7 protein-coding genes and 1 tRNA gene are annotated in these 7,556 nt (G+C 68.7%); 2 read left to right on the forward strand and 6 right to left on the reverse strand.

Features of this window, described 5'->3' with window-relative positions:
- Positions 1 to 904: aspartate kinase (locus tag WBA11_RS07725; RefSeq protein ID WP_424520121.1), on the reverse strand; the 904-nt coding region annotated here is incomplete at its 3' end.
- A 136-nt stretch (positions 905 to 1,040) separates the two neighbouring features.
- Here WBA11_RS07725 and WBA11_RS07730 point away from each other — a divergent pair.
- Positions 1,041 to 1,113 (forward strand) — tRNA-Ala (locus tag WBA11_RS07730).
- A 188-nt stretch (positions 1,114 to 1,301) separates the two neighbouring features.
- Here WBA11_RS07730 and WBA11_RS07735 read toward each other — a convergent pair.
- The 4 genes from WBA11_RS07735 to WBA11_RS07750 form a co-directional block, all read right to left on the reverse strand.
- Positions 1,302 to 1,502 carry a hypothetical protein gene (locus WBA11_RS07735; protein WP_424520122.1) on the reverse strand — a complete coding sequence of 67 codons (201 nt, stop codon included), beginning with the start codon at positions 1,500 to 1,502 and terminating at the stop codon, positions 1,302 to 1,304.
- A 612-nt stretch (positions 1,503 to 2,114) separates the two neighbouring features.
- Complete coding sequence (locus WBA11_RS07740) at positions 2,115 to 2,744, reverse strand: NUDIX hydrolase (RefSeq protein WP_424520123.1); 630 nt, start codon at positions 2,742 to 2,744, stop codon at positions 2,115 to 2,117.
- A gap of 36 nt (positions 2,745 to 2,780) precedes the next feature.
- Entirely contained in the window at positions 2,781 to 3,716 is a 936-nt protein-coding gene (locus tag WBA11_RS07745; RefSeq protein WP_424520124.1) for a hypothetical protein, read from the reverse strand.
- 27 nt (positions 3,717 to 3,743) lie between these two features.
- On the reverse strand, positions 3,744 to 4,736 hold the full coding sequence (locus WBA11_RS07750; protein ID WP_424520125.1) for a hypothetical protein: 993 nt from the start codon (positions 4,734 to 4,736) through the stop codon (positions 3,744 to 3,746).
- Between the two features lie 95 nt (positions 4,737 to 4,831).
- Here WBA11_RS07750 and WBA11_RS07755 point away from each other — a divergent pair, with 95 nt between their 5' ends.
- Complete coding sequence (locus WBA11_RS07755; protein ID WP_424520126.1) at positions 4,832 to 5,647, forward strand: GNAT family N-acetyltransferase; 816 nt, start codon at positions 4,832 to 4,834, stop codon at positions 5,645 to 5,647.
- A 992-nt stretch (positions 5,648 to 6,639) separates the two neighbouring features.
- On the opposite strand, the gene WBA11_RS07760 is transcribed toward WBA11_RS07755, so the two are convergent.
- Positions 6,640 to 7,404: an SDR family NAD(P)-dependent oxidoreductase gene (locus WBA11_RS07760; RefSeq protein ID WP_424520127.1), complete on the reverse strand. Its 765-nt coding sequence runs from the start codon at positions 7,402 to 7,404 to the stop codon at positions 6,640 to 6,642.
- Positions 7,405 to 7,556: the final 152 nt, after the last annotated feature.

Here is a 7,556-nt window from a genome sequence, read left to right on the forward strand (position 1 = left end):
GGCCGATTTCGGTGCCGGGCGCGTCGGGGCGCATCGTGTTCTTGATTCGGAGCGGGATGCCCCGCCGCGCCAGCGGGCGCATCGTGCGCGGATGGAGCACCTTGGCGCCGAAGTGGGCGAGCTCGGCGGCCTCGGCGTAGCTCAACCGCGGGAGGGAGAACGCGTCCGGGACCACGCGCGGATCGGCCGAGAGGACGCCGTCGACGTCGGTCCAGATCACGCAGGCGCTCGCGTCGAGGGCGCCGGCCAGAATGGTCGCGGTGTAGTCCGAGCCCGACCGGCCCAGCGTCGTGGTCACGCCGTCCTCGGTCGACGCCACGAACCCGGTCACGACCGCAACGGCGCCCGGCGGCACGTCCTCGAGGGCGGCCTGAACCAACGTCCGCGTCTCGGCAAAGTCGACAGCCGCTTCACCGAACGCGTCGTCGGTGCGCACGAACGCGGTCGCCTCGAGGGCGACGGCCGGGTGGCCCCTAGCCCGGAACGCCGCCGCCACGAGTGGCACCGACGCCCGCTCCCCGGCCGACACGATCGCGTCTCTAAACCGGGGCGAGCAGTCGCGCAGCAACGACACGCCGTGCAACAGCTCCCCGATCTCGGTGAACAGCGCGTCGAGGCCGGCGCGGAGCGTGTCTCGTTCGTCCTCGAGGGCGAGCGCCTGGAGCGCGGCGTCGTGCCGCTCGCGCACCTCGCGGATGATGCCGCGGTGCTCGCCGGTCCGGTTCTCGGCGGCCTCGATGGCGGCGATCAATCGGTCCGTCACGCCGCCGAAGGCGCTCGACACCACGACGCGCTCGTGGCCCGCCCCGTCGCTCATCGCCAGGTCGACGACGCGCCGCACGCGGTCCGGCGTCCCGACGGAGGTCCCCCCGAACTTGGCGACGTGGTAGGAACGGTCGGGCATGGGTCTACGGATCGAGGTCGAAAAGCTACCAGACCCTCGACGCGTCCTCGAGGTCCGCTCTCGTCCTCGAGGACGGCGTCTTCGCCCTCGCTCCATTGACCGCCCTCGAGGACACCGCCTATCTTCGCGGTCCGGAGGGGCCTTAGCTCAGTTGGTAGAGCGCTTCAATGGCATTGAAGAGGTCAGCGGTTCGATTCCGCTAGGCTCCACACGCACGGAAGACCGCCCCCTAGTCAGGAGGGCGGTCTTCTCGTTTAGGCCGATTCGATTATGTAGACGCCACGGCGACGTTCTACGGCAAGCCGACGCGGAAGGCCTCTGCCCATCACCATGTCGTACAGTGAGCGTCCCGGCCGACTCACCAGACAAAAGTGCGGGATTCGCGCAGGGAAGCCGCTTAGTGCGCGGCTGGGGCCGGCGACGCACTCGACCCAACACTCAGAACCGTTCGAGTCGAAACCATGTCGACTGACGAAGCGCCGGGGGTCCCGACGGACGTGACCTCGTGCAGTGCGAACAGCAGGAAGGCGCTAACGAGGAGAGCCGCGACGCCCAGGAAGCGGGCCATCTGATCGCGGGGCGTTGTAGTGGAAGTCATAGCGTGCCGTGTTGGTACCCAAACGCTAGAAGACGCCGTACCGCGAGGAGTGACGGGACGTTTAGATCTCCGTCTCGACACGCCGCCGACCCTCACGAGACTCGCATTGATCCCAGTTCTCGAGATCTCTTCGAGCCGTCGGTCGCTACGAGATCCCCCAGCTCGGTGGGCGAACCGAGCGCGTCGTCAGGCGAGTGTAGAATTCCGCCACATGGGAACGCCACGTGCTCATCCTCGGGGCCTCCATGTACGGCTCGAAGATGTCCTGGGTCAGAGATCGCGGCTTTCGCCCGGCTCGCATCGCCGCTCTCGGCACACGAACTCGCACGGCGTCAGGCCGCCGTATCGAGGTTGGTTAGATGACGCGAGGAGAATCGAAGCCTAGCGACGGACTTTGACGAATCGCCTCGTCCCTAGCGGTGGAAGCCCATATGCCTTCTACGAGGCACCCCAGACGCAGCCCGGGGCACAACGTGGCCTCACGCGTTCTCGAGTGGTAACCGTCCTCGGCGCTGAATGCTACCAAACCTCCACGAAGGGAGGCGTCGATGGCTTGGCTCTAGCGCCACCGTTCTCGAGGTCGCTGCGTGTTTCTCGCTGCGAGCCCTCGACCTATCTCGCGACCGCCGCGAACTCGGCGAGCATCATGGCCGTCGCGCCCCAGACCTCGAGGCCGGCCAGGTCGAAAAACGGCACGTCGAAGTCGCCCAAGGGCGCGCTGCGCATCGAGGACTTGCGCCGAGCCGGGTCCAGCACGTCCTCGACGTCGACCTCGAGGACGGCGGCCACCTCGGTCTCCTGGGCTACGAACGGCGGGCGTTGGGCCGTCGTCGCGACGATCGGCCAGACCGAGTACCTCGAGGGCGGGATGTAGATCGGTGTCAGCCGGCCGATGACGTGAACGTCGGTCTCGGGCACGCCGACTTCTTCGAACGCCTCTCGTCGCGCGGCATCCTCGGGCGTCTCGCCGTCCTCGAGGCTGCCGCCCGGTAGCGAGACCTGGCCCGCGTGCGTCGGCAACACATCGGTGCGGACGGTCAGGACCAAGTGAGCCCGGTTGTCCTCGTCGGGGTAGAGCAGGACGAGCGTCGCGGCAGGACGGCCGTCGTTGAGCTCCGTCGACAGCGTCTCGACGGTCGCCCGCGCAGGAAACGGCGCCATCTCGGCGTGGGCGTCGTGACCAGGCAGCGGCTGTTGAAGTCGAGCTTCGAGGACGGCGACGAGCGCATCGAGGTCGGGCATGGACGGCCAACCCCGACGGGCTGGGCGCGGCTCCCGCTACTCGTCGGGTGCGAGCCAGAAGAGGTTGAGCTGGCCGCTGCTCCCCGCCTGGATCGGCATCAAGAAACGCGAGCGCGGCTGATAATCGAGAGCGCTTCGGGTGTGCGGGATGAACGTCCCATCGCCCCCCTCGATGGTCTGCTCCTGAACGACGTCGCCGTCCGCGTTTGTGACCACCACCTGGTAGGTGCCTGGCGTCACGTCCTCGAGAGACCAGCGCTCACGGTCCGTCGTCGGCTTCCCAAACGTGCCGTCTGAGTGGCGGGACGCCGCGGTGTAGATGCGGTCGAAGGTTCGCATCGGGTGATCTCCATCGTCGAAGCTCCAGGCGATCTCCTGCCCGTCACGACGGATCGACACCTCGTGGTCCTGACTCCCATCGCGGACCCACATGAGGTACTGGAGATAGCCGACCTGTCCCTCCCTCTGCTGGAACATGGAGTGGGTGAACCACGGGCCGGTCTCGAGTGCCCAGGTCTTGTCGTCCGACGTAGTGTAGGGGTCGTCGCTGCCGGATACGGATGCGGTAAACGGGAAGTCGACGTAGAGATCGTCGCCCATTGTGAGCACGAAACGGTACTCGAGGCCGTCCTCGAACGTGGTCGTCCAGGTGACGTCGTCGCCGCTCAGCACAAAGACCGACGACAGATCCGTCGTGTTGAGCGTCGTCATGGCCGCGTAGGCGTGAGGGCTGCCGTCGGGGTAGAGCACGGCGAGGGTTCCCGGCTCGAGGCCGGCGGCCCCATTGGGGAGCCACAGATCGACGTCGATGTTGCCCTCGAGGCCACCACTGCCCAAGCGCCCGTACTGATACGCCCCGTGGCGACTCGAGTAGGTGGCCTGAAGGACAGACGCGAAATCGGCCGCGGGAGCGTACTGCGCATGGGGGGCCGCAGCGACGAGAAGCGAGAGAAGGAGCAGAGTGAGCCGCATCGGCATGTGGGTGTGTGGTGGGTTGTGCTAGTCCGTGGTGGTCCAGAAGACGTGGACCAACTCCTGCTCGCCACTCGGGGCGTGGCGCGGGGCGAGCGTGAGGGCGTGTGGCTCGTGTCCCGGTTCGCTCCGCACGTGCGGTACGAACGTCCCGTCGCCGGCCTCGAGGGCGAACCGACGCATCTCCGCTCCGTCCTCGTCGAGGACGACGACCTCGAGGCCGCCGGGCGTCAGCTCTGACCTCGAGAACTCCTGGTCGTCTCCGAGGAATCCACCTCGGTGCTGGGAGCCGAACAGGCGGAAAACCGACCGCGGCGACCCTGTGACCCGCTCGCGACGCTCCCCGAAGGCGACCTCGGTCCCGTCTCGCGCGACGATGACCTCGGCAGGCGCGCTCTCTCCCGACGTCGTCCAGAACGCGAAGTGGAGCTCGGACGAGGCGTCGCCGTTGTCGAAGAAGTAACCGTGGGTCTGCCACGGTCCCTGCATCCGGGTCACCCTGCGGCTGTCGAAGGCGCTGCCGACCTGCTCCGAGGTTTGGACGTAGGGCACGGAGCCGATGACCGCGCCCTCGAACTCGAGGTCGAGCGTTAACGTGCCGTTCGCGTTGGGAATCCCGTTCAGGCCACCACTCCGATGGCTCCAACTCACAGCCGACGCGACCGTGCCCGAGCGCTGATGGTCGATCTTGAGCGGGAAGCGCCCAAGCTCGCCGCCCTGCTCGTCGCGGAGCACGTACGCCCCGATGGGCTCGGCGTCGCTGTCGGGAGCGAACAGGACGTAGGTGTCATTGTCATCCCAATCCCCGTACAGCACCGTGTCGAGGAGTCCGACGTAGTCCACGTCGGGTGTGGGACCGTCGCGACGAGGAGCAGCTTCGGCCTCGGCCTGGGCGTCGTTTGACGTGCCGGTCACGGCATCGCGGGCGCGGTCGATGAGCCCCCGCAGCTGGGCGTCGGCGGTGGGCGCGCTGCCGAGCGTGAGCGTGGCGAGGAGGAAGAGACTGGCGAGACGTCGCATCGGGGTCGGGGAGGGTGGGACGCCCTCCGTACGGCGTCCTCGACCGGACCGGACCATCGCGTCCTCGAGGACGATCTTGCCGGACCTCGACGTCTGTGCCCCGCACCCCGCTCGGCGGTGCCCACGTCCGTTTGGAGCCGCTCACCCTCGATCACCTCGACGCGCTGGCCGCCGTCGGCTTGGAGCACGATCTTTGGCGGCTCGCTCTCAGCGACGTCCGCACACGAGCCGACCTCGAGGGCTACCTCCGAACCGACCTCGAGGACCAGGAAGCCTACACGGCGTTGCCGTTCGCGACGGTCTCTCTCGAGAGCCATCAGGCCGGCGCAGCCAACGAGACCGTCGTCGGGAGCACGCGCTTCGGCAACATGGCGCCGGACCACCGGCGCGTCGAGATCGGGTGGACGTGGATCACGCCGGGGTGGCAGCGGACGGCCATCAACACGGCGGCCAAGCTGCTGATGGTGCGCCACGCCTTCGAGGAGCGCGGCTGCCAGCGCGTGGAGCTCAAGACCGACGCCCGCAGCCGGCGCTCCCGAAACGCGATGCTGCGGATCGGCGCGACCGAGGAGGGGACGCTACGCAAGCACGTGGTCACGGACAGCGGCCACGTCCGCGACACGGTTTACTTCAGCGTCCTCGACGACGAGTGGCCGGCCCGCGAGGCTGAGCGGCACGTCCTCGAGGACGACAACGTGCCGACCTCGAGGACGGACCTCTACGGGGCGATCCAGTACGCCGACATCGCCGTCTCGCTCTGGCCCGAGTTCCCGAGCAACCGCGGGCTCAGGAACAGGCTCCGCGGCTGGTACTCCATCGAGCTCCGGGCGTGGGGCACGAACGCGCCGTCGGCGCCCTCGATGGTCATCGTCCGGATCGGACCGTCCTCGGTCGAGATCACGACCTCGTAGGTCCCCGGCGTGACGTCCTGGATGGTCCACCAGTCCGCGTTCGCGCCGGCCCGGCCGAACCCCGCACGGCGGTCGCGCGAGCCCGTGACCATCAGGTCGTAGCCGACGACGCCCGGCCCGAACGTCGTCTGCGTGCCGCCGTACCCCCACGCCACCTCCTGTCCGTTGCGGCGGACGGAGACCTCCGTCGTCGTGGCGTGGTCGGCCTCCGTGGGTCCGATCCACGCGATAAAACTCAGGATGTACTCGGGCCGGTCCACCTCGTGTTGGAAAAAGGCGTGGGTGCGCCACGGACCCTCCAGGACCACCGTCGACGACGGGTCGAACGGGTCGCCGCTCTCGACCACGTCGGCCGTGAACGGGACCGTCCCCACGACGGCCCCGCCGACCTCGAGGTCGAGCGAGTAGCTCGTGCCGCCCTCGACGGCCCCGCTCCACTCCGGTGCCCCCGACGTCCCGAGCTCGATGAACACCTGCGACTCCGTGTCCTCGTCGTAGGTCGCCGTCTGCCGCCCGACGATCCGCCCGTCCGCACGGCGCACGACGAACTGACCGATCTCGTCGTAGCGCGAGACGTTCGAGGGCGGGAAGATGACGATGTCGTCCCCGCGCAGGTAGCTACCTGCAGCGCTTCGGGTGTTGAACAGGAAGGTGCCCTGGTTGGGGAAGAACCGGGTGCTCATCAATCGGGCGTAGTCGACGGTCGTCGTCGAGGACGCGGACGGTGCCGAGGAGGCCGCGCCGGACACGGCGCTGCGAGCGCGGTCGACGAGCCCGCCGAGTTGGGCGTCGGCCGAGGGCGTGCTGGTGACGACGAGGGCGGCTAGGAAGGCGAGGCGGAGGACGTGACGCATGAGCGGGTGGGAAGATGGACACTCCACATCCGCAGTTCGACTCCGAAGGGGATCACACGCCCGGTCTCGCCCTCGAGCCGGTCTCGCCCTCGAGGTCGAACTAAGGGACCGGAGCCCCCGAGGCCGGGAGGCGGCCCGCTAGGGCACGTCGTCGCCGCGCGCGATCATCGTGTAGCCGGACTGCACGCGCGGCGTCAACAGCAACTCCTGGACGTTGACGCGCTCCGGCGCGTGGGCACAGTAGACGACGGCGTCGGCGACGTCCTCCGCGGTCAGCGCGACCGTGTCCGAGTAGACCGCGTCGGCCCGGGCGGCGTCGCCCTCGAAGCGGACGCGCGAGAACTCGGTCTCGACCATGCCCGGCGAGACCGTCGAGACGCGGACCGGCGTGCCGTGCAAGTCCACCTTGAGCCCGTTCATGAGCGCGAGCAGTGCGTGCTTCGAGGCGCAGTACACCACGCCGCCCGGGTACACCGTGTGGCTCGCCGTCGACCCGATCCCGATGACGTGGCCGCGCCCCCTGTCGAGCATGCCCGGCACGATCGCCCGCAGCCCGTTCACGACGCCCTTGACGTTGGTGTCGAGCATCCGGTCGACGTGGTCGACGGTGTTCTCCCAGACCGGCACGAGACCGAGCGCGAGCCCCGCGTTGAGGACGGCCACGTCGAGGTCGCGCCACTCGGCGGGCAGCCATCCGAGGGCGTCGAGGTGCGCCTGGGCATCGGTGACGTCGAGCGGGAGCACGAACGTGTCGCCGTCGATCTCGGCCTCGAGGTCGCGCAGTCGGTGGGCGGAGCGGGCGGACAGGATGACGCGGTCGCCCTTGGCAGCGAACGCGCGAGCGGTCGCGGCGCCAATCCCGGCGGAGGCGCCGGTAACGAGAACAGTGAGAGGTGCAGACATGGAACAAGCGGGGTCGGGCGGCACCAACGGCGCGACGCGCGTAGCGGTCCCAACCTCGAGGCCGAGAGCCCCATCATTCAGCATCGGAGCACGGGCCGTGGTCTCCCTCGAGGACGGGCCTCGTACGGAGGGGTGTTCACTCTCCCCTTCCC

The organism is Rubrivirga sp. (assembly GCF_049648075.1).
In the GTDB taxonomy this organism is placed as follows: domain Bacteria; phylum Bacteroidota; class Rhodothermia; order Rhodothermales; family Rubricoccaceae; genus Rubrivirga.

Excerpts from the sequence above, each read along its gene's own strand:
- WBA11_RS07735 (WP_424520122.1), bottom strand. The coding sequence starts at position 1,502 with ATGACTTCCACTACAACGCCCCGCGATCAGATGGCCCGCTTCCTGGGC.
- WBA11_RS07740 (WP_424520123.1), bottom strand. The coding sequence starts at position 2,744 with ATGCCCGACCTCGATGCGCTCGTCGCCGTCCTCGAAGCTCGACTTCAA.
- WBA11_RS07745 (WP_424520124.1), bottom strand. The coding sequence starts at position 3,716 with ATGCGGCTCACTCTGCTCCTTCTCTCGCTTCTCGTCGCTGCGGCCCCC.
- WBA11_RS07750 (WP_424520125.1), bottom strand. The coding sequence starts at position 4,736 with ATGCGACGTCTCGCCAGTCTCTTCCTCCTCGCCACGCTCACGCTCGGC.
- WBA11_RS07760 (WP_424520127.1), bottom strand. The coding sequence starts at position 7,404 with ATGTCTGCACCTCTCACTGTTCTCGTTACCGGCGCCTCCGCCGGGATT.